Source organism: Capillibacterium thermochitinicola (assembly GCF_013664685.1).
Lineage (GTDB): Bacteria > Bacillota > UBA4882 > UBA10575 > UBA10575 > Capillibacterium > Capillibacterium thermochitinicola.
Map to the genome: position 1 here is coordinate 84,230 of NZ_JAAKDE010000014.1, position 20,874 is coordinate 105,103.

The window sequence follows — 20,874 nt, forward strand, 5'->3', positions numbered from 1 at the left end:
GCTAGATCGGTCCGCTCTATTATGAGCCGTTATTGGCCGGCTGCTTTCGCCAGAGCGGCTTTGAAATCCCCGATAGCAACCGTGACCGTCGCCAGCAGATCTTTATCGACCGGATGCTGGGATGCGTCTACAGCAATCGCGGCTACTTGGGCGGGAGTTTTGCCGGTCACATACTTGGCAAAGGCAGCCGCTTGTTCATTCCATTCCTTCCCGATACCGGAGACCCGTTTCATCCCGTAAGCTTCACCCAGCTCGTTTTTGGATTTAATCGGGGCGGAGAGATCCGTCGTGATCTGGCCGGAAGAATTGAAATTAACCCTGCCTTGCGACGCATCGATGACACAGCTGGTGATGGTCCCTTTCGCATCTTGGGTAATCGCCACGTAGGTGGAATACGCCTCGGCAAGCCCTAAATTTTCGCCCGCGTTGGTCGATTTTGCCATCGTAGTTACCACCCCGAGGCGCAGTTGGTCAGCGGCCGTCGCCCCAAGATCCTGAGCTCGCGCCACCGCCTTTTCGATGGCGGCGATGTAATCGCCAATCGCCATGGTAACCGAAGCCTTCAGGTCGGAACCGGTGGGATGCTTGCTGGCGTCCACGGCAATGTTCTTCACCTCATTAACCGTCTTGCCTTCCACATACTTGGCCAGGGCTGCCGCCTGTTCGTTCCATTCCTTCCCGATGCCGGAGGCCCGTTTCATCCCGTAAGCTTCGCCAAGTTCATTCTTGGTCGGAAATTCGGTCGTGAGCGGAGTAAGTATTTTACCGGACGCATCAAATCTTATCCTGCTTTGTACCGCATCGATTACGCACTTTACGATTTTGCCCTTGCTGTCCACCGTAACGGCAACAACCGTGGAATCGATTTGCGCCTGTCCGGGCTCCGCCCCGGCGTTGGTCGATTTACCAACCCCGGTAATGACCGCCAGACCGGTCTTCACCTTTTCCGGCTTCGCTTTTCCACAGCCCGCCATGAGTCCAACAACGAGTAATACCACCAGGATTAACAGAAATAACTTTTTCATACTTTAGCCTCCTTTTAATTAAATTAATTAGATTCGTTTTTATTATCTTTTTTTATCGAGCCGACAGCAAACCACCCAGAAAGATCAAGACCGTGTGGGGAATGATCACAAGGAGGAAGTTTTTAACCGCCACATTGAAGGTCTCATCTTTATCCTGCTTCGCCAAGAACAGATTTATGTTCTTTTGGACGGGAATCAACGTCAGGAGCAGGAGCAAGCTGAGGGGTGAAAGAAACCCCAACACAACCATGGCAACCACGGAAAGATAGGCGAGATAGTACAGGGCGGCGAAAAGCCACAGCCCTTTCCTCCCAAGATAATAGGCCAGGGTGTACCGGCGGACCGCCACATCGCGCTCCACATCACAGATATTGTTGGCCAGCATGATGTTGGCCGTCAGGCAGAACGGAACAACCGACAACATCAGGAGACCGATCATGGCACGGAGGTCAACCAGAAGTGAGAGTTTTCCATCCGCCAGTGCATAAGAAAAGAGACCGCCCGCGGGAATATTGATATAAAATAAGATTCCGGGAATGACCAATCCGTAAAAGAAGCCGGAAACGATCTCCCCGTAGGGGCCATGGGAAATGGGGACCGGTCCAAAGGAGTATATGACCCCGAAAAAGAAACAAAGCGCGCCTAGGAACAAAACCACCAGGTCCGACAGGTAAACAAGGTATAGGCCCAACGCGACACTGACCGCAAACATCAGAAGCAGGAGCACTTTGGCGGTGGGCCGCGGAAAAGGAAGGGTCTGCCGGTTCTTTTTCGTGTCGCAATAATTATTAATCATCGTCGCCGTCAGATCAAAGCAGAACATGCCCAGGAAAAAAACGACCGTCCTAAGCGGGTCAATCGCATAGCCAGAGGAATAGAGATAGGCCAGTCCCATCAGAAACGGAAAAGTGCTGGTGATTTTGGTCTTGATCTCGACATACCGGAATATCCTCCGGATTAAGGGTTGTTCGCTTCTTTCCGCACGGCAAGTCGCCACACCAATATCCATTGTTGTCTTTCTCCTTCGCAGCAAATCTACACCGTGGCAGCCTGCTTGAGCAGCCCTTCCAAACGGTCCCTCTTTCCCGGAGAGCGCAGCACCGCGATAAGCTGCTCCGCTTTTTCCCGGCGTTCCTCAATCTTCGCCCGGGTATATTCGATCCCCCCGGCCGCCAAAACGGCCGCTTTCAATTCCTGCTCCGTCAAACCTTTTTCGATCTTGCCCCGGAGCGTTTTATCGACCTGCATCGCATAAATGAGGGGTAACGTCACTACCCCGCGCCGGCAATCAGTGAGCACCGGTTTCTTTACCTTTTTCTTCGAGGAGATAAAGTCCAGGCAGTCGTCGGTCAATTGAAAGATGATCCCCATTTCTTTACCGATCGTAAGGTAAATGTCCTTGACTTCCGCCGGTTCATCGGAGAGCAGGAAACCGGCGTGGAAAGAAGCCTCAAACAGAGCAGCTGTCTTTTCGGAGATGATCCGGATATACTCGCCTTCGTTAAGGTCAAGATTCCCGGTGTTACTGAATTCGCGGATTTCGCCAAGGCAGATCTCGGTAAAGTAAGAAGGCAAAACGACGCTCACTTTATTCCGGTCCGCTTCCCGCGGGGAAATCGACGAAGCAAGGTCAAAGGCCAGACAGAACAGATAATCCCCACAGAGAACGGCGATCTTCTGGCCAAATTTCACATGCAACGCCTCAATACCCCGGCGGGTGTCGGCCTCATCAATGATGTCGTCATGAATAAGCGTCGCCAGATGCAACAGCTCAACCGCAGTGGCCGCCCGCACCGCACCAGGCGTAACCAGACCGTCACTGTCCATGGCGCAAGCAAGTAAAGACCGCGCACGGATCCCTTTTCCGGTCGCCCGGGCAAGGTGGGACGTCTGAGGCCGGATCAGGGGCGGAGCATTTTGGAGAAGTTTTCGGATCTCCTGCTCCACCCGTTGTATAGCCTGGTCAAACTCCAGTTTGTCCCTGGCAGGAACGGGTTGGTTAATCGATGTCAAATGGGCTTTGTTGATATTAACTTTATTGATATTAATCATGATAGATATATAACCGCCTTACAAACCCCAACCGCTTCCAAAGTTTTTTCAGAAGGGGGGTAACGTAATAGTCGAGACCAAAGATGCTGCCCGCCCCCCAGAGCAGGGCGATGGCCGCAAAGAACATCCAGAAAGTTGACAGATACAAACCGGTGGTGGTCATGAACATAAACAGCAAGACAAGCGCCAAGGCACTGGCCGGAGTCGTAAACAGGCCCGCAATTAACGCCAGGCCGATCAGAATTTCGGCTGCTACAACGAAAATCTGCATGGCCATCTGCATCCAGTCGTACGGCAAAACAAAAGTGTTAATAAACCAGTTTAAAATGGGAATGTCCAGTTTGAAAGCAAAATCGGCCAGCGTGGACTGGACAAGCGACTTGCCGCTGACAAAGATCATTTTGAATAGACCGAAGATATTCCAGTTCATAAGGACGGTCCCCACGGAAGCAACGGCCTGCGGAACCGCCTGGGTAGCCGAGGCCACCGCATCAGCCACCGCCGATACAGCCTCCGTCGCCGCCGCCACCGCATCCGGAGCAGCGCTCGTTATGGTATTCGTAGCCGCTGCTACGGCGTCGGCAACGGGAGCCGCAACCTCAGTGGCCGCCGAGACCGCGTCGTTTAAGGCTGCCGCCGCGGTCGTCGCAGAGTTAACCCCGTCGGTTGCCTTCCCCAGGATCATATCGTACCAGGCGTTGGCCCCACCAAAAAAGCCGGTGAGTTTGGGCGAACGCAACCACCCACCCACGATCTTCATAACACCTTCGAAGAGCCAGACTCCACCGAGCCATAGCCGGATGGGAACCAGAAGAAAACTGGGGGTCCGGTTGCTCAAGTGTCCACCAACAAAACTCCGTTTATTACGGATAGTGAAAAATTCATGCTTAAGGTAGCTGAATATTTTGTTCCACCCAAGCACCTGGGCGAAATAGACGATATTGATGAAGTGTTTGGTGAACATCGCCGGGAAGGACGGGAGATTTACCATGAACCCCGGCAGACCAACCCGGGCGACCCCGTAACGGCCGCCGATACAGATCATCACCCCGTGGAAGGAAGGCTTATACTCCTTCAGTTGGCCTTTACCGGTGATCGAAACATAGATATTATGCGCTACAATAGCGGAGCTTTGCTCACAGTTTTCCACCATCTGCGGTACCGGCTCGGAAGCGCCTGCAGGGATGTAATTTATATTATCACCGGCCACATATAGTCTTTCATCATCGACACTGCGGAGGTATTTATCGGTGTCCAACCGCCCCCGTGCCGCCGTGGTCACGGTATCCTCCGGCTTAAAGTCGACATGGGCCGATTCAATCCCCGCCACCCAAATCACCGTACCGGCAGTCTGCCTGCTAACCTGCTCCCCGGTACTCAAGTCAATGTAATCCGGACCTATCGCCACAACCTTGGTGTTAAGGAGCATCCGGACGCCCATCTTTTCCAGGCGACGCTGTATTTTAACCGAAAGCTTTTCCGGAAGGGTCGGCACGGGACGTGGAACAAGGTCGACGTTGAATAAAGAGACCTCCTTCCGGTCAATCTCAAACCGCTCGCATAAAATCGGCACGTATTCGGCAAGTTCCCCGGCCATCTCCACCCCCGTCAAGCCGGCACCAACAATATGGAAAGTAAGCAGTCTGCTTCTTTCCTGCTGGTTGGTTTCGGCCGCCGCCCGGCGGAAACGGTCAAGAATGTGTTCCCGCAACCGGACTGCATCTTCATAAGACCAAAGCGGGAAAGTATACTCTTTTGCTCCTGGAATCCCAAAATAAGTCGGGCGTGACCCAACCGCCATCACTAAATAGTCGTAGTCATACGTTCCGCTACGACCAAGAACCTTTTTCTGCTGGAGGTCAACCTCTTCGATGAAGTCTTGAACAAAATTGATATTACGACCGGCAAAGATCTTGCGAAAGCTTATTCTAATGCTGTCCTCTTCAACTCTTCCCGCCGCGACCTCATGTAGTTCGGTAAGCATTGTATGAAAGGGGTTTTTGTCGATAATTGTAATCGAAGTTGTCGGATCCTTCTTAAATTTTTTGGCCAATTTCTTGGCAGTCAGAACACCGGCGTAACCACCGCCAATGATTACAATTTTTGGCATTACATTGATCATCCTTTCACAATCTCTCATATAATTTTAGAGTGAAGAGCAGCAGTTTCATGTTGCTATCCCAAAGCAAATTATAATATCGACAACATATATAAGTCAATGCAATAACGAATATGCCTTTTAAAAAAAGATGGTAGTTCGGAGCAGGCTGCCGATAATGTCAATATTTGTAATATGAAATCTGTCGACATATTTCTCACAATAAAAGCAGGACCGTTAAGCAACTGTCCTGCTTGATAAAGGGAGATTGGATATGGGTATGCTTCCATGTGTTATCGTTTCTAGCAATGGGCACCACTTAAATGGTATCACTATTATAAGGACATGTCAACATTCGTCGACTACAGCTGGCCAAGACTGTCGTTGACGAACACCGCCGACTGGTATCGTTTCCCCCCGGAAATACTGGCGCGGGTCGCCGACCGGATTGTCAGTGAAGTACCCCAATTCAACAGGGTGGTTTACGACATTACCGCAAACCCCCCGCCACTATTGGGTGGGAGTAGGCGGGAGTGCCTTAATCCTTTTAATCCGTTCCGAGGTCGGCGGATGGGTGGAGAAAAGCTGGAGGATGCCCGGGTTCCCCCCGCCGCCGCTCTCCTCGACCAACCGGTACCAAAAATTAAGAATCTCGGTCCGGGAATAACCGGCCCGCTCCATAAAATAAACGCCGTAACGGTCGGCTTCGTATTCGGCTTCCCGGCCGTATCCCAACTGTGTCAAGTTGATGGCCAAATTACCGATCTTGGTAATCTGTTCGCCGGCGTCCTTTAAAAAGATCTGCAGCAAAAGAGCCATCCCAACCTGCCGTTTGATGGCACTCATCCCGTGTTTACGGTCCACGTGGGCTATTTCATGAGCGAGCACTCCGGCCAGTTCCCCATCGCTTTGCACGTACGACAGCAAACCAGTATGGACAAAGATGTAACCGGCCGGCAGCGCAAAGGCGTTTACCGAAGCTTCCTCAACCACCGTCAAGGTAAACTTCAATTCTTTGCGGCGGGAGCAAACCTGGACCAAACGGTTGAAGATGTTATTTAAACGCTCCATCTCCGCCTCCGGTAACTCAACCACTTTCATCTGGGCAATGATGCTTTCGTAACTGTTCCGGCCAATCTGTTTTTCCAGATTGAGCTCCATATCAGCGAAGAAAGAAGCAGTGTTTCCCGGCAGACTCAAGGTTAAAGCCAAAAAAATAAGGAGACTGCATAAGAGGATAAGCTTTATGCGGTACCTGACCTTCACTTCCGCTTTCCCTCCCGACCAATATTTGTAACGCACAATCATTATTCGCGCCGGGGAAGTTTTTCCCTGCCCGCGCGCTTTTTTTGTCCGGAATTAAACATTTTCGCCCCATACCCAGCAATAGCCTACATTTTTCGTGTCTGCTTCCCGGATTATTTACGCATTATTCGTTCATTATTTGACTATTTATTTATTAGTAATTATAAGTAATTTATTAGTAACGGTTCTTATACCAACCGCAGACCGAAAGGAATTTCCCCAAAGATTGCGAATTATATATAGAAGTTTCGAAAAAGAAGGAGGGGTTAACTTGCCCCCTACTCTTTATGCCGTGGTTAAATTGGCCTTGCAAAACAAAGGTTCGCGGCCCCCGGAAGGTACCGGAAGCAAGATATTACAGGAGGCCGCCGCTTTACTGAATAGTGCTTTTCGCCCTTTTCTCGCCGGTAATTTCAACGCAGACGACACCGAAGTAAAAGGTATTCTGATGGTCCAGGAAACGCCCCGTCTGATCCAGTTAATTCAGTTGGTTGATTTGGAAATGAATCCGGCCCGTTTTAATTACGCGTTAGGTGTAGGCAGCATCAGCGGCAAAATGGACCCCGAGGCCTATGAAGAAAGCGGGCCGGCGTGGACCCGCGTCAACCGGGCACTAAAAGAAGCCGCCCGCGGCAACCAGGATATCGTGGTCCGTCTTCCCTCGTCTTTTTTGACCAGAACCGTAAACACCCTTTTCGCCATCGAAAGTGATCTCCGTAACAATTGGAGCGAAGCCCACCGGGAGGCAATCAAACTGGTCCGCCGCGGCCGGACGCAAGTGGAGATGGCTGAGCTTTTAGGGGTAACCCAGGCCGCCATCAGTCAACGCCTGAAACACGCCCGTTGGGACCGGTACTTGGAAGTCTGCGCCACCCTCGACGAACTTTTGACCCAAGCCCGCTGGAAGGTCCTGCTCCCGTGGGACCTGCGTAAAGACCAGAAAAAAAAGGGCGCGGCCAAGGAGATTTAATCCTTGGCGCACCCTTTTATCTTGCGCAGCAATTTCTGCGGGTTTTCGCACATTACTTGTTCAAGTTCGGCGGCGTCAAGACCGGCTCCCCGCCCGACACGGGACACAAACTCCCACGTCAATAAATCAGAAGGTTGATGGCCATCCGAATTAATTAAAAGATGCGCTCCGGTTTTCCGGGCTAGCGCCGCCACATGCCCATTGGCGAGGCAATGACCCCGGCGGGACGAAAGTTCAAGAAATACACCGTTTTCGACGGCCAGCCTCGCTTCCTCTTCGGTGAGCAAACCGGGATGGGCCAGGACATCCACCTCCGGGCAACTCACGGCCGCCCGGTTGGTACCCGGTTCCACCGGTTCGACAAGGGTTTCCCCGTGTACTACCACCAGATCGGCCCCTAAGTCCTTTGCCCGCTTCGCCAGTTCGGAAATGGCGGCGGCGGGAACATGAGTGAGCTCCACCCCCACCAGGATCTTGATTGCCCAGTATTTTTCCGCCAGCCGGCGTTCTTCCCGCAGTTCCGCCAGGACCCTTTCCATCGTGCCAAGGCCGACATGGTCGGTGAGGCCAATCACTTGGTACCCGTTGAGAAACGCCCGGTGAATCAGTTCGCAGGGCGAGAGGACGCCGTCACTGAGAAAAGTATGCGTATGTAGATCGGCAATTGTCTTGATCATATTCCGCCTCCTTCTTTGCTGATCATGATACCTGTTACACCCGGTCGACCGACCAAAAGGCTTGTCCGCTTCTTGAACAAAAAAATCAAACAACTCCTTGCCGACCGCAGCGAGATGCAACCACGGGCCGGACTAATGTCCCCCGGAAAGATCGATGTAAGTATTGGCTTCTACCTTTTCGGGCAGTTCAACCAGGATGACATCGGAACCAATCTTCTTGATTTGCCGCCAGGGGATGATAATCTCCTCGTTGCGGCCAAGTAGCCACCGAAAACGGCCCGGTGCGGGCAAGACCAGGGCAAGGATCTTGCCTGATACGGGATCAATCTCTAAATCACTGGTGAATCCCAGTTTTTTTCCGTCTAAAATATTAATGACTTCCCGTTCTCTTAATTCCGATGTTTTCGCCAGCACCCCGACTCCCCCCATTGGTATAGTATATGTGGGGGCACAAAAGGGTGTGCCGGTTTACGCCTCCCGCGTAAAGACAAAAAAGATCCGCTCGTCTTTCGGTTGGTGGGGCTGCTGCGTAAAGGCGCTAAAACAACGCACCCGGGAAAACCCGGCCTTCAACGCCGCCTCTTCAATTTCAGCCGGTTCATACCAGCGTTGGCAGTGGATCTCCCGGAAATGGCGGAAAAGATCGCCCTTTTCCCGGGCAAAGAAATCAATCTCCATCCGGCAAAGGCGGGCGGCCGGTTCCAAGTAATTGGCCCAAATATAAGCAGAGTTTTCAAAGACGGCACAAAAAGTATTGTCACCCAGGATTTCCCGGTATTTATATTCCGTGTTAAAGTCGGCAATGGCGATCCCGCCCGGTAACAGGTGGTGGTAGATATGGACCAATACCTGTTGCAACTCACCATAAAGTAACAGGTAATTAAGGCTGTCACACAGACAAGTAATCAACGGAAACTGTTCATCAAGATCCAGTTCCCGGATATCCTGGTGGAAAAGCCGGTAGTCTCCCTTGATCCGCCCCAGTTTATCCCCGGCGATCGCCAGCATCGAAGGAGACTGGTCGACTCCCGTTACCTTCCACCCTTTCTCCATCATTAACGCCATAAAGCTCCCGGTACCGCAGGCCAAATCCAAAAGCGAGCGGCCAGGAGCTTTCCCCGAAAAAGCCGTATGGTTTTGGTATAAAAAAAGAACATACTCCACCCAGGCCGGGTAATCAAGTTCACGCATCATCTCATCATAGACCAAGGCAAAATCCCGGTAGGCTTGGTTTACACCGTTTTGTTCAAATGACGGCATCGACACCATCCTCCCGCTCTTCAATCCGGATCACAAGTTTGTTGGGAACACAAATGATCGCTTCCCCCGGTTGTTTAATCCACCCGGTCCGGATACAGATCCGTTCCGGACAGAAATAATCCTCCGTGGGCGCCAGACGGACGGCCCCGTCCCTCACTTCGATCGTTGCCACGCCGCCCGCCACTTGTACTTGCTCGGTTCTGATCTCCGTCTCCGTCAGGGGAAAACTGAAGAGGAGCTCGCCGTCGCGAAAGACTTGGACCTGCCGTTCAGACGAAGGAGCGGGCCAAGCCTGCCAAGCCAATAAGAAAAGGCCAACCCCGATAAGGAGCCAGAACAGCCAGCGGTCCCCTTTGGTCATCTCCGCTCCTCCCTCCATCCGCAGTAGCTTTTACAACGACAATTATTACGCAATCTCCAACCAGGTTTTCCAAAGAGTATAAACTCCGATCCCAATAAAAAGAAAGGCCGCACCTAAACGCATATATAGAGGAGGAATGTATTTGGTCAATACTCCACCAAACAACACACCAATTAAAGTCACCAATGCCAAGCCCAAGGAGGCTCCAAGAAAGACCGCCCATGGTGCCCTGGATTGCGAAACCAGAGAAAAGACGGCCAGTTGCGTTTTATCCCCTAACTCGGCGAAAAAAATCGTACATAAAGAGAAGAAAAAAACCTTCCAGTCCACGCTTTCACCTTCTTCTAAAATTATCGGTCTCTTCGGGTATCATTTCCAGAGTCAAGGTATGGTATTTATTTCTGTCCACAACATATTTTAAGGTTGAGCAAAAAATACCTTGTCTCTTGTCCCTTCGTGAGCTTTCTTTTGTCCGGCGGGCCAATTGCAATACTTAGCATATCTGCCTTCACCGGAATGGACCAGCGTGGACCGTAGACTGGAAATTAGCTGCATGGCAATCGCCAAAAGGGTGCTAAAACAAAAAAGGGCTAACTGCCCTTTTCATCATGTTGGGGTGAACGGAGGGATTCGAACCCTCGACCTCCAGGGCCACAACCTGGCGCTCTAACCAACTGAGCTACGCCCACCATACGCAAAAATTATAGTAACACATCTTTGCTTTTTCGTCAAGGCGTTTTTCGCGCCGCGTAAACATTAATGTTGAATAATGGCGTGATCAGATCCTTAGTTTCCCCACCATAAATTCAACAACATCTTCTGGTAGTCAAAGATCCAGACACCAGCCGAATCCTTCTTTTACCATTATTTAACCACCTCCACTCCTTTTTACCTTTTTAGGAACATATTGTTACTGTATAATAAAACCAACGGTAAATATTGATTATATTACCCCTGGCGTCGCAACGCGTCGCCGGGGAGAATGGGAAGATACCTTGTGGGAATCATCATCAAATTCGTTTTAAAAAACATCTGGGCAAAGAAACTGCGCACCCTTTTGATCGTTACGGCGGTGATGCTCTCCTCGGCGTTGTATTTTGCCACGGAAGCCCTGTCCGGGACAGCGGCCGACATGTTCATCGAACGGGTGCGGGTTTATTATGGCACCGCCGACCTGATGATCCATCCCACCGAAGGCTCGCCCTCCAGTCTTTTCCGCCCGAACCGGGCGGAGATGTTCGCCGGGGACTTTGAGTACATCGTCGGTTCCATCGAAACCGGCGGCACTTTGGTTCTGCCCCGGGAAACCTTGAGAATGACCATCAAAGGGTTTAACCTGCCGGAATTGGCACAAATGAACCCTTTCTACCTGGCCGCCCAAGAGCAACTGTACCCGTTTCAAGGAAAAAAGATTATTCTCAGTAAACAGACGGCGGAAGAGTATGGCCTCCGCCCCGGCGACTATCTGGACATTGAAGTGTTCGGGGCCAAACGCAAGTTCTTCCTGGCCGCCCTGGCGGAACCGGCCGGTCCCTTCCAACACGACGGCCAGAACATCAACGCCGTTGTTCCCCTTGATCCATTGGCCACCATCGTCAACGCCCGGGGCCGGGTAACCAACCTCTATCTTAAAGTAAAAGATCCGGCCCGGAAAGGCGAACTGCTGCAGAAACTGCGTGCCCTCTACCCCCGGTACCAGGTCCGGGAGACCGTCACCGGCCAGGAACTGGCTGAGTACACCAGCTCTCTGACCATGTCCTTTCAACTGATGGGCACGGTCGTTCTCTTCATGGCCGTCTACATCATCTATTCCTCCTTCAAGGTCATCACCAGAGAAAGGCTGCCGGTGCTCGGCACTTTCCGGAGCATCGGTGCCACCCGGCGCATGACCAACCTGATCCTGTGCGCCGAGAGTGTCATGTACGGCGTCATCGGCGGCTTCCTCGGCTGCGGCCTTGGCCTCGTCCTTCTTTATTTGATTGCTTTACAAGTCCGTCCGGACTTTATGGCTTCCGTGCCCGTGAAGCTCCAATTTTCACCGGGACAACTGGGGGCCGCTTTTCTCCTGGCGGTGCTGGTCGCTTTCCTCAGCGCCCTGCGGCCAATCCGGAAGGCCGCCAAAATCCCGGTGAAAGAGTTGATCTTCAACCTTTACAGTAAACCTGGACGCCGGGAAAGATGGCGGCCGGCCGGCGGAGTGATCCTGATTGCTTTGTCCTTTCTTCTGCCGCCTCACCTGCCGTACCAACTTCTCCTCCCCGGCGGAATGTTGTTGCTTTTTGCCACCATCATCGGCTTCATCCTCATGATCCCCAGCCTGACCAAACTCTTTTTAGCGGTTTTGGCCCGCCTCAACCGTTATTTCTTCGGAAACGAAGGAGTCCTGGCCGCCAAAAATTTACGGGAAAACCAAGGCGTCCTCAATAATATCTCGCTCCTCGCCATCGGGATCTCCGCTTTGTTGATGATTAACACTGTTAGTTACAGCACCGCCCGGGAACTAACCAACTTCTACCGGGATTTCAATTTTCAGATCTGGTTTTGGACCTGGCAGGCCGACCGGGGAATTGAAAGTATCCTGCGGTCCGTCGACGGAGTCACGTCCACTTACGGGATATACACCGCCAATGCAGTGGAGATCACCAACCGCAACGACCGGATTAACCTGCTGCACGGGGCTAATCCCCACAAATATCTGGATTATCACACCCTCGACCTCGACCCGGCCCTCCTGGCGGAGCTGGACACCGGGCGCAAGATTCTGCTCACCAACACCCTGCGCGAAAGACTGCAGGTGAAAAAGGGGGATGTCCTGACCCTGAAAACGGCCCGCGGAGAAAGGGATTATCAAGTCATCGGGTTCTTTGATTCCCTGATGTGGAACGGCAATTTCGCTCTGATCGGCGAGCGGTTTATCAAGATGGACATGGGCAAACAGTATTACGATGATCTTTTCGTCAAAACCAACAAAGACCCGGAGTTGGTCAGAGAAGCCATCAAAACACGGCTGGCAAGAAGAAGTCCTTTCGTCATCACCCTGGCCCAGATGGCAAAGGATAACCAACAAGCCAACGACCGCATCCTCCGGGTGATGCAAGGTTTTTCCCTGTTGGCTTTGGTCATAGGCATCTTTGGCGTCTTCAACAACCTGATCATCAGTTTTCTGGAACGCCAACGTGCTCTGGCTATGTTACGCTCCCTCGGGATGAGCAAAGCACAGAGCATCAAGATGTTTTTCGCCGAAGCGCTGACCGGCGGCCTGATCGGGGGGGGTCGTGGGTGCTTTGTGCGGGTACCGGTTGAACACCATTACCCCGCTGGTGATCAAGGCTTTGTTGGGCGGACTGCCGATCTTTCACTTCTTCCCCCTTTATCTGTCGGCGGTCCTGGCCGGACTTTTGATCATGGTGACCGCTTCCGCCAGTCCCGCCTTTAAAGCTTCCAGGCTGGATATTGTCTCGACGATTAAATATGAATGACGGGGGGTGCTGCTTTGCCACCAATCATTGAAACTTTCCAGCTTTACAAAACTTATCAACTGGGGGCCGTCCGCGTCGAAGTTTTGAAAGGAATCGACCTCACCATTCAGGAAGGCGAGTTCGTCTCGATCATGGGCCCTTCCGGTTCCGGGAAGAGTACCCTCCTTTACCTCATGGGCGGTTTGGATCAACCTTCCTCCGGCCGGGTCAAGGTGAAAGGGAAAGAGTTGTCGGCCATGAAAGACAGGGAGGTCAGTATCCTCCGCCGCCGGACCCTGGGATTCGTTTTTCAGTTTTACAACCTCATCCCCAACCTCAATGTGGAGGAGAACATTATGCTCCCGGTCCTGCTGGACGGAAAACAACCAAAAGCCTACCGCCACCGCCTGGAAGCGATCTTGGAGACGGTGGGGCTCGCCGGCCGCCGCCGTCATACCCCGCGGGAACTGTCCGGCGGCGAACAGCAGCGGGTAGCAATTGCGCGGGCTTTGATCAACGAACCCGACATTATTCTGGCCGATGAACCCATCGGTAACCTGGATACCAAAACCGGCATGGGCATCATGGAGCTGCTCCAAAGGATCAACCGGGAACAGGGTAAAACCATCGTCCAAGTCACCCATTCCCGGGAGGCCGCCACGTATGGACAACGGATCATTAATCTACGGGACGGAAAGGTGTGGGAGGAATGAAGAAAAAAGGGGTTTTCTTTATTATTTTGCTTCTGGCCGGGGTTGTGCTTGCCGGCTTCTTCCTGGTCAAGTCCAAGCCCGATACCGGCCAGAAAAGCAAGACAGGTGTAACGGACGTAACCGCGGCGGAAGAGCCGGCCGCCGGCAAAGAAAGACCCTACATCGAAGCCTTTGGGCTGGTAAAGGCCACCACTGTGACCAATCTGAACATCGATTTTCCCGCCCGGGTGCGCCGGCTTTACGTCAAAGAGGGGGAAAAGGTCCGGTCCGGCCAGACCCTTCTTGCTTTAGATGTGGAAGAGTACCACACCGAGATCCGGAATACGGAATACGAGTTACAAACCACCCTTTATGAACTGAAGAAAGTGGAAAGTGAAGCCGCGGAACTGGCGGCGAAAATTGCGGAAAAAGAGGAGCAACTGGCCACGGAAAGCGCCTACGATCTGCGGCAAATCCGGGCCGACCTCGCCAAAGCCCGGCAGGACCTGGAGAAGAAAAGGGAGCTGTTGGCGATTAAAGCCATCCCCGCCAGCGAAGTGAGCGAACTCGAAAAGACTGTTGCCGACCTCCACCGCGTATACGAACAACTCCGGAGCGAAAAAGAAGATGAGCTCAAACGGCTAAAAAATGAATTGTCTCTCTTAAAAGGCGGTTCCGGAACGGCGGTGACCCGGATCGGCATGCTCCGGCAGAAGGCCGTCCTGCTCGAAGAAAAACTGGCCCTTCTCCGCAAAAAATTGGACCGGGACTTTATCCGGAACGACGAAGTGATCGCCCCCCTGGACAACGCCGTCGTTTCCGAGCTCGGTTACGCCGAAGGGGATCCGGTCACCCCCGAACGCAAGGTCTTAAGCCTGCTTGGCCTGGACAATTTGGTCGTCAAGGCCAACATCGCCGAGGAATTCATCAAAGACCTGCGCCTCGGAGCGAAGGCCGTGATTACACCGGTCGCCGATTATAGCCGGACCTACCATGGAAAAGTAATCAGCCGCGCCCAAGTGGCCATCAAGGAGAGCGGGGAAACGGTAGTCCCGGTCGAAATCAGCATCGAGGACCGGGACGAGTTCCTCCTCCCCAACTTCAATGTAGACGTGAAGATCTACATCGACTAGTGTGGTTGGAAAGTTGGTCAATATCCTGCCGGAATAAAGCCATTTCCACATGGACAAAAACAAAGGCGGTGAAGCTGCGACTTCACCGCCTTTGTTTCGCCATGACGAAATATGTGTTTCCCGGTTACCTGTTCAGCTGGTAGTAAAGCTCGTTCCACCGGAGTTCATTTTTGAACTGGCGAAGATCGGTTTTCTCGTCGATTAACAAGAACTCAATCCCGGCGATCTCGGCAAAGATCTCCAAATATTCCTTGGTGACCGCCTGACTGAAGCCGGTATGGTGGGCCCCGCCGGCCAGAATCCAGGCTTCTGCGGAGACCCGCAAATTGGGCAAGGGAATCCACAGGGCCCGGGCCACCGGTAATTTCGGAAGGTCCGCCTCGGGGTTCACGACTTCAATCTCGTTCACCAACAGGCGGTAGCGGCTGCCCAGATCGATAAGGGAAGCGTTTACCCCCCGGCCGGCCGGAACATTAAAGACCAGGCGGGGAGGATCGGCTTTCCCGCCAATGGACAACGGGTGGATCTCCAAGGCGGGCTGCCCGGCGGCGATTGACTCGCAAACCTCGAGCATATGAGCGCCCAGTACCTTCATGTTGTCTTTCACCAGATGGTAAGTGTAGTCTTCCATGAAGGATGTACCGCCGGCCAGACCATGCCCCATCACCTTCATGGCCCGGACCAGCGCCGCGGTTTTCCAGTCGCCCTCGGCGCCAAAACCGTAACCGGCGGCCATTAGGCGTTGGACCGCCAACCCCGGCAACTGTGTTAAGCCGGTCAAATTCTCAAAAGTAGTGGTAAAGCCCTTGAAGCCGCCTTCTTCCAGGAATTTTTTCATCCCGAGCTCAATCTTGGCCGCTTCGACCAGGGCGTCCCTTTTGGCGCCGCCGGGGCTGAGCTCCGGCTGAAGTTTATACTTGGCTTCGTACTCGGCGAGCAACGCCTTAATCTCGTCCTCTTTGACCGCTTCCACGTAGCCGACCAGATCGCCCAGGCCGTAACCGTTGACGGAGAACCCCAGTTTAATCTGGGCCCCCACTTTATCGCCCTCGGTGACGGCAACCTCTCTCATGTTGTCGCCAAAACGGGCAAACTTGGCTCCCTGGAGGTCATCCCATGCCAGCGCCGCCCGGATCCAAACCGCCAGTTGCTTGATGACCTCTTCATCCTGCCAGTAACCGACGATCACTTTGCGGGCTTTTCCCAGGCGGGTGCAGATAAAGCCATATTCCCGGTCGCCGTGGGCGGACTGGTTCAAATTCATGAAATCCATGTCAATCTCCGACCAGGGGATCTCCCGGTTGAACTGAGTGTGGAGATGCGCCAAGGGTTTTTGGAGCATTTTTAAACCGGCAATCCACATTTTGGCCGGGGAGAAGGTGTGCATCCAGGTGATGAGGCCGATACAGTTGGGGGAACTGTTGGCGTCAATACACAAGTTCAAAATGGTCTCCGGAGAAGTGAGCACCGGCTTGTAAACCACTTTGACCGGGATTTTGCTGTTTTCCGACAGACTCTTGGCGATAATTTGCGAGTGTTCCGCAACTTTATTTAACGTTTCTTCTCCATAAAGATGTTGGCTTCCAGTAACAAACCAAACCTCTTTTTGGGCAAAATCAATCCCCATTACACATCCTCCTTTGAAAAAAATACATAATAAAAAAACTAACAAGCGAGAAACAAATGGACCTCGGAAGGATGGCAGGGTTTTGGGTTACCTCTTTATTGCTTCGCCATTGGCAAACATTTTCCTTCTAAAAAATCATATACCCGGCTAATGAAAACAACCCCTCAAGGCTAAGGGGTTGTTTCCGTTTCCTGCGCCTCCTCCAATGGCGCCTGGAACCGCCTGAAAAGAGTTTATTCGATCACAAGCCCCGCCAAAACCTGTTGATAATCCCGGAGCGCCTCTTCTTTAACGGAAAGGGCGGTATCCAAAAGAAGCAGGTAATAGATCTCGCCGTCAAACCGCCTGTACACCGGCCCCGCGGCATAATAGTGGACACCTTCCCCCTGGCGTGGTACGTCCCGGGGTTCCTCCAACAAAATACCGGGAAACCGCGGGGCTGTCCGCTGGTCACCGGTCACATAACAGTACCCGCCACCTTCGGCCGGATAGAGTTCCGGCGTTTCCAGTTCATATGTTTTCCGCCCGTCCATGGAACCGAGTTCCCGGACGGCTTGTCCCCCGAGCACCGTCGAGAGAAAGTCGTCCAAGGTCTCGCCAACTTCCGGCCGGCGGGCAAAAAGTAAAATTGACGGCAGTACACTCCCCTGGAAGCCCCGCTTCCCCGGCGGTTTGACCAGGACCGCCACACTCCGGTTCTGCATGGGACCGACCCGCACGTCCCACTCGGCAGGAATGGTTAGCGAAAACCCAAACAACCGGTTAACCAATTTAAAACCCGTTTCGTCGGCATAGAACTGCCATAACTTTTCGTTGTCCACGGAGGCTTCCGCCGGGAGCGGCAAAAACCGGTTCTGCACAATCTGGCCGAGCAGTCTTTCCATGTAACCGGCGTAACCCAGAATTTCATGGGCATACGTCAGCGCCATGACGGCATGGGAAGGCATCGAGGCCAGAACCGCCGCATAGGCGTAATCTTCCCAAAACTCCGGCGGCAATTCGGCCGGTTGGTGAGCGGCGGCAATCGCCAGCAGAACCTCCATCCCTTCGACCACCTGAATCGCTTTTATTCGGTGCATCGCCATGAACCACCGCGGCCGGAAATCGCCGGGGTCAAGCGCCGCCGCTTTGGTATAAGCATCCTCCGCCAACTGGTAGAATTCTTCAAGGTCCAACTGATAACCGTAATGGGCGAGCAGACCCATCAACAAATAAAGCTCCCCGTTGTCCGGGTGAAGGGCCGCGTGTTCCGCCAACAACTTGTAACCGGAAGTAATCAGGGCAATTACATCTTCTTTTGGCGTGGCGTAGTTCCATTCCGGGGTCCACGCATAAACCAGGCTCTCAATGGCCTCGATCTCAGCAAGGACGGCCTCAAGCTCTGCCGTTAGGTCCAATTTTTCTTTTGCAATGTTATTGAGCCGGGCCGCAGCAAGGGTAGGAAACAGGATTAACATCAATAATGTTAACACCAACGTTTTTAATACCTTGCCCATCAAAACATGTCCTCCTTTGCCTAAAGGCAATTTTGTGGAGTTTCCACACGCCACCAGTTGCGAAATAATCGAAACATACAACTCCTCCGTAACCCAGTTGGGAGCTAAAAGCATGATAAACCCTAGTCAGAAAAATATTTTTCTTCTCAAGCCTCCACGGCTAACTGCAGGGTTCGCTCCGCATATCTCCTCGTAACCTTGTTCGTGATAAAATCTTGAAGGGTGCTGCTGTTTTTAAGTTCTTCCAAATCCCGTAAGTATTCATCAAGGTTGGTAAAGATCCGGATCACTACATCCCGTTCGACCATCTTACAACGATCCACCACATCAAAGCGGGCTTTGTGCCCAAACGTGCCGGTCGTCTCCGTTAATTCAACAGCAATCTCAAGCGTGGCCGAAAATCTTTCTTCCTTGTCCAAGTGGGGATAAAACAGGACCGCCAAGTCAATATCGCTGTAGTTCCGTTCCCGTCCTTTCACTGTGGACCCAAAAAGGTACACGGCCGCCACATTTTTGTTGGTGAGAAAATACTCTTTGATCTTCGCAAAAACTTTCTCCTCAAGCATTTTTGTACCCCGTCAACACTGTACTTCCCAAACACCTCCGCCCATCCCGGGCGAAGTCACCCTTACGGCTATTGTACCACAACAATAACTTTTATTCTCTATTTATCAATTTACTTTCCCAAGCCGACTTGTCTTCTTCATCAGGAACGGCAAGTACCAACAATTTTCTAGGGCGCGTAATTCCGACATAAACAATTCTTAACTCTTCATAATCCTGAATGCTAACGTTATCTTTTAGAAGAGTCTTATAATGTCTTCCTATCCCCCCTTTTTTCAATATTACCATAACGGCTTCAAAAGTCTCCCCTTTTGCCGAATGGATAGTCCCCAATCTCAAATCAGCATTTGCCAATCGTTTATTGCTGGAACAAAAAAGATCATCAAAACTTATATTACCTTTGTTCCTTTTTATCGTAAACTCAAGTTCAATACCTTCACTTCTAAATTTATCATTTGCAGCTTTAACCCAATCTCCAATTGTGCAATTGGTTTGCGGGAGAAGGTATATAATGTTTAGTATCTTTTTTCGAAATTCAATTAGGCCGCAATCTTTGACCGTTTCTTCAATTGCTTTTGCCGTACAGTAATGTAACCCCTTATTCTTTTTGACAAAAGATTTTAGTATCAAATTGAAACCTTCTTTAAATGCACCGTTATCAAAGAGATATTTACCTTTCGCAAACTCTTGGCAGTATGGATCGTCTTCATGCCATGGGTATTCATTATTACTTATCTCTTTGAACCCTGCCAAATGGCAAAAAAATCCTTTACTTCTATACAAAACTGCAACATTCTCTGGTGTACACGAAATATTATGGTTGTGACAAAGCTGCTTAAAAGATCCGATAAGATCTTGAATATGCTCTAAATCATATACAACTATCTCAGGAATAAATTCATAATCCTTTACCTCGTTATTCACAGCTATTGATGGTTCGCTTAATGATGAAAGCTTATAAGTAAAATCACATATTTTTTGTGAGCTGCGCCTATTTTCATTTAAAACTATAGAATTTTCTTTCCACTCCTCCTTTTTTTTGTTTAATAATTGGGGTTTTGCCATATGCCATTCAAAAATAGCTTGATCCGGATCGCCCACTAACATAACTTCAGAAAGCCCATTATCTATTAAAAGGTCAATTATTCTCATCTGTATTTCGGAAGTGTCTTGAGCCTCATCAACTATAAGCACGGGAAAACGATAAACAATCGCTTCAGCGATTTGGGGATATTTTTCTAGGACTTTCATGCTGAAATAATTCGCATCCGCTTGGGTTGCATATCCGGCTTTTATCAGTCTTTTCTTTGTATTAATAATGTCTTTATTGCTTTCCCAACCTTTACGTATACGTAACGTCCCGTGATTAATGACATAAAGTTTTCCATTAATATCATAGCTAATTTTATCAAATATTTTTTCTGAAAAATATTTCCCCGACCATGGTCCATGTGGTTCACCTACAAGCACAGGCCTTGATTTACATTTCATTGCAAGATGTCCAAACGGTAAAAAGATAAATCTATTAATAAAACTATCGATGGTTCCGAGAAAATGTGGGTAAGAAACTTTCATTTGATAATGATCGTTGATTTGTCTTTGAATCTCCTGCCACGCGGTGTTAGTGAATGAAATGGCGGCAATGCCTTGATGAGGTGATTGCCAATCGGAAATCAAATGCGCCAACCGTGCCGCCACCGTATAGGTTTTCCCGCTGCCAGGGCAAGCGCGGACGACAAATTTGCCCTTTTTTTCATAAACGATCTTACGTTGCGTATCAGATAAGGTATTAAACATTACTGCTCACCTTTCACAACCCAGCGAATTGCTCTCTGGATATATTCAGGTACCTTAAAATCATTCCGGACATTAACATCCGATTCCAACCTTATGGCAAGCCTATGAGAAAGCTCGGATTTTGCTTTATTTATTTCTACTCTTTTTAGAAAATTACTAGCGTGTTCGTTTATTGTTGTTCCTTCTTTGATTCTTTCTGCTGCTTTTGGATGCATCTCCTTAAATATTTCTAAAAGAATATCTTTATTCTCCTTAAAAAGATCATATTCTAAGGTTTTTTCAGCCAACTCAACTTTCAAGAGTCCGTTTTCAAGGGCTTTAGCCTTTTCTGCCCGTGAAGTGTTTGTGGTAGTATAAGA

Annotated in this window: 18 protein-coding genes, 1 tRNA gene and 2 pseudogenes; 5 read left to right on the top strand and 16 right to left on the bottom strand. The window is 51.0% G+C overall.

The genetic code is table 11. The annotated features are described in order from the left end of the window. Nucleotides 1-29: 29 nt before the first annotated feature. The 4 genes from G5B42_RS07605 to G5B42_RS07620 are packed head-to-tail and all read right to left on the bottom strand — an operon-like array spanning nt 30 to nt 5,187. The gene (locus G5B42_RS07605; RefSeq protein WP_181339874.1) at nt 30-1,025 is read right to left on the bottom strand and encodes a hypothetical protein; all 996 of its coding nucleotides are present in this window, start codon (nt 1,023-1,025) and stop codon (nt 30-32) included. A gap of 52 nt (nt 1,026-1,077) precedes the next feature. Beyond that, nucleotides 1,078-2,034 (bottom strand): UbiA family prenyltransferase, encoded by a 957-nt coding sequence (locus tag G5B42_RS07610; RefSeq protein WP_181339875.1) that lies wholly within the window; start codon nt 2,032-2,034, stop codon nt 1,078-1,080. A 26-nt stretch (nt 2,035-2,060) separates the two neighbouring features. Next, nucleotides 2,061-3,077, bottom strand: a complete 1,017-nt coding sequence (locus tag G5B42_RS07615) for a polyprenyl synthetase family protein (protein WP_181339876.1) — start codon at nt 3,075-3,077, stop codon at nt 2,061-2,063. After that, entirely contained in the window at nt 3,070-5,187 is a 2,118-nt protein-coding gene (locus G5B42_RS07620; RefSeq protein WP_181339877.1) for an FAD-dependent oxidoreductase, read from the bottom strand. The genes G5B42_RS07615 and G5B42_RS07620 overlap by 8 nt, the downstream gene beginning before the upstream one ends. Before the next feature lie 333 nt (nt 5,188-5,520). Here G5B42_RS07620 and G5B42_RS12350 point away from each other — a divergent pair. Further along, nucleotides 5,521-5,628, top strand: a pseudogene (locus tag G5B42_RS12350) (hypothetical protein); the annotation flags it as partial. 57 nt (nt 5,629-5,685) lie between these two features. Here the strand turns inward: G5B42_RS12350 and G5B42_RS07630 are convergent. Further along, nucleotides 5,686-6,483: a M48 family metalloprotease gene (locus tag G5B42_RS07630; protein ID WP_231133354.1), complete on the bottom strand. Its 798-nt coding sequence runs from the start codon at nt 6,481-6,483 to the stop codon at nt 5,686-5,688. Between the two features lie 268 nt (nt 6,484-6,751). On the opposite strand from G5B42_RS07630, the gene G5B42_RS07635 reads away from it, so the two are divergent. Beyond that, nucleotides 6,752-7,450, top strand: a complete 699-nt coding sequence (locus G5B42_RS07635; protein ID WP_181339879.1) for a SatD family protein — start codon at nt 6,752-6,754, stop codon at nt 7,448-7,450. On the opposite strand, the gene G5B42_RS07640 is transcribed toward G5B42_RS07635, so the two are convergent. The 6 genes from G5B42_RS07640 to G5B42_RS07665 all read right to left on the bottom strand — a co-directional run bounded on the left by G5B42_RS07640 (nt 7,447) and on the right by G5B42_RS07665 (nt 10,437). Then, a complete protein-coding gene (locus G5B42_RS07640) occupies nt 7,447-8,127 on the bottom strand; it encodes a histidinol phosphate phosphatase domain-containing protein (RefSeq protein WP_181339880.1) in 681 nt (226 codons plus the stop codon). The two genes, G5B42_RS07635 and G5B42_RS07640, sit on opposite strands and share 4 nt — an antisense overlap. A 132-nt stretch (nt 8,128-8,259) precedes the next feature. Next, nucleotides 8,260-8,538 (bottom strand): YlmC/YmxH family sporulation protein, encoded by a 279-nt coding sequence (locus G5B42_RS07645; protein WP_181339895.1) that lies wholly within the window; start codon nt 8,536-8,538, stop codon nt 8,260-8,262. A 57-nt stretch (nt 8,539-8,595) separates the two neighbouring features. Then, on the bottom strand, nt 8,596-9,387 hold the full coding sequence (locus G5B42_RS07650; RefSeq protein ID WP_181339881.1) for a class I SAM-dependent DNA methyltransferase: 792 nt from the start codon (nt 9,385-9,387) through the stop codon (nt 8,596-8,598). After that, nucleotides 9,374-9,748, bottom strand: a complete 375-nt coding sequence (locus G5B42_RS07655) for a NusG domain II-containing protein (RefSeq protein WP_181339882.1) — start codon at nt 9,746-9,748, stop codon at nt 9,374-9,376. Before G5B42_RS07655 ends, G5B42_RS07650 begins: the two co-directional genes overlap by 14 nt. Nucleotides 9,749-9,793: 45 nt before the next feature. Further along, nucleotides 9,794-10,078, bottom strand: a complete 285-nt coding sequence (locus G5B42_RS07660; RefSeq protein ID WP_181339883.1) for a TMEM165/GDT1 family protein — start codon at nt 10,076-10,078, stop codon at nt 9,794-9,796. A gap of 282 nt (nt 10,079-10,360) precedes the next feature. Further along, nucleotides 10,361-10,437, bottom strand: a tRNA-His gene (locus G5B42_RS07665). Between the two features lie 308 nt (nt 10,438-10,745). Here G5B42_RS07665 and G5B42_RS11910 point away from each other — a divergent pair. Genes G5B42_RS11910 through G5B42_RS07680 form a run of 3 tightly spaced genes read left to right on the top strand, consistent with a single transcriptional unit; the run spans nt 10,746 to nt 15,031 of the window. Next, nucleotides 10,746-13,184, top strand: coding sequence for an ABC transporter permease (locus G5B42_RS11910; protein WP_181339884.1), 2,439 nt, complete (start codon nt 10,746-10,748; stop codon nt 13,182-13,184). Between the two features lie 39 nt (nt 13,185-13,223). Beyond that, the gene (locus G5B42_RS07675) at nt 13,224-13,919 is read left to right on the top strand and encodes an ABC transporter ATP-binding protein (protein ID WP_187350977.1); all 696 of its coding nucleotides are present in this window, start codon (nt 13,224-13,226) and stop codon (nt 13,917-13,919) included. Next, nucleotides 13,916-15,031, top strand: coding sequence for an HlyD family secretion protein (locus G5B42_RS07680; protein WP_181339885.1), 1,116 nt, complete (start codon nt 13,916-13,918; stop codon nt 15,029-15,031). The genes G5B42_RS07675 and G5B42_RS07680 overlap by 4 nt, the downstream gene beginning before the upstream one ends. Before the next feature lie 124 nt (nt 15,032-15,155). Here the strand turns inward: G5B42_RS07680 and araA are convergent, their stop codons facing one another. The 5 genes and pseudogenes from araA to G5B42_RS07705 all read right to left on the bottom strand — a co-directional run. After that, nucleotides 15,156-16,658, bottom strand: coding sequence for an L-arabinose isomerase (gene araA, locus G5B42_RS07685; RefSeq protein ID WP_181339886.1), 1,503 nt, complete (start codon nt 16,656-16,658; stop codon nt 15,156-15,158). Between the two features lie 233 nt (nt 16,659-16,891). Then, a complete protein-coding gene (locus G5B42_RS07690) occupies nt 16,892-18,115 on the bottom strand; it encodes a hypothetical protein (RefSeq protein ID WP_231133355.1) in 1,224 nt (407 codons plus the stop codon). 185 nt (nt 18,116-18,300) lie between these two features. After that, a complete protein-coding gene (locus G5B42_RS07695; RefSeq protein ID WP_181339888.1) occupies nt 18,301-18,720 on the bottom strand; it encodes a nucleotidyltransferase domain-containing protein in 420 nt (139 codons plus the stop codon). 91 nt (nt 18,721-18,811) lie between these two features. Beyond that, nucleotides 18,812-20,515: an ATP-dependent helicase gene (locus G5B42_RS07700; protein WP_181339889.1), complete on the bottom strand. Its 1,704-nt coding sequence runs from the start codon at nt 20,513-20,515 to the stop codon at nt 18,812-18,814. Further along, a pseudogene (locus G5B42_RS07705) lies at nt 20,515-20,874 on the bottom strand (hypothetical protein); the annotation flags it as partial. The gene G5B42_RS07700 and the pseudogene G5B42_RS07705, both read right to left, overlap by 1 nt.